This window comes from Streptomyces sp. SM1, assembly GCF_002910825.1.
Taxonomy (GTDB): Bacteria; Actinomycetota; Actinomycetes; order Streptomycetales; family Streptomycetaceae; genus Streptomyces; species Streptomyces okerensis.
On record NZ_NEUB01000783.1, the window covers coordinates 1 to 973 of the forward strand.

At 74.0% G+C, this 973-nt stretch carries 2 protein-coding genes; both read right to left on the minus strand.

Annotated elements, in window-relative coordinates; translation table 11 throughout:
• Positions 1-587, minus strand: a 587-nt coding sequence (locus B9S61_RS24035; protein ID WP_258039826.1) for a condensation domain-containing protein, incomplete at its 3' end; no start/stop codon positions are given.
• Positions 584-973, minus strand: a 390-nt coding sequence (locus tag B9S61_RS24040) for a phosphopantetheine-binding protein (protein ID WP_258039827.1), incomplete at its 5' end; no start/stop codon positions are given. The genes B9S61_RS24035 and B9S61_RS24040, both read right to left, overlap by 4 nt.

The following is a 973-nucleotide window of genomic DNA, read 5'->3' on the forward strand; positions in this document are numbered from 1 at the left end:
CAGCCGAGATAGTCCCCGAAGGGCACCGCGGGCTCCAGCGCGTCGGCCGAGCCGCCGTCCCGGTAGATCCGGAACAGGTCGGCCAGCAGCAGCGGCAGCGACCAGCCGTCCAGCAGGATGTGATGGTGGGTCAGCAGCAGGACGTGCCGCTCGCCGGAGAGGCGGACGAGAGTGAAGCGCAGCAGCGGCGGCCGGGCCATGTCGAAACGCCGCGCCCGGTCGTCCGCCAGCAGCCGTGTCAGCCGCGGGCGCTGCTCCTCCGCGCCGAATCCGGAGAAGTCGACCTCCTCCCAGGCCGGTTCCACCGACCGCGCGACCGCCTGTACGGCCTCACCCGAGCGGCGCCGCAGGAATCCCGCCCGCAGACTCGCGTGCCGGCCGGCCAGCGCCGCGGTGGAGCGGCGCAGCACCGCGGTGTCGAGCGCGCCGGTCAGTTCCAGGGGCGTCTGCACGGTGTAGAAGTCGACGGGCGGCGCCGTGCCGTCCGCCGGAGCCGCGCCGGCCCCCTCGTCGAACAGGGCGTGGAAGAGCATGCCCTGCTGCAACGGGGTCAGCGGCAGGACCGCTTCCAAGGAAGTCTGTTTCACAGTGTCGTCCCCCACTGGGCTTCGAGCTCGTCGAGTTCGTCCGCGTCGAGCCGCACCAGGCTCTCGGCGGACGGGGCCGCGGCCCCGGGACCGGTGTCCCGGGCCACCTCGGCGAGCCGCGCGATGGTCTTCCGGCCGAAGATGTCCCTGGCGGTGATGCTCAGGCCCGCCCGGTGGGCCCCGGCCGCCAGGCGGGTGGCGGTGACGGAGTCGCCGCCGAGGTCGAAGAAGCTGTCGTCGACGCCGACCCGTTCCCGGCCCAGCACCTCCGCGAACACGTCGTGCAGGGTCCGCTCCCGCTCCGAGGAGGGCGGCCGGTAGGCACTCGACGCCTCGAACCGCGGCTCGGGCAGGGCCTTGACGTCGACCTTGCCGCCGGGCGTGCG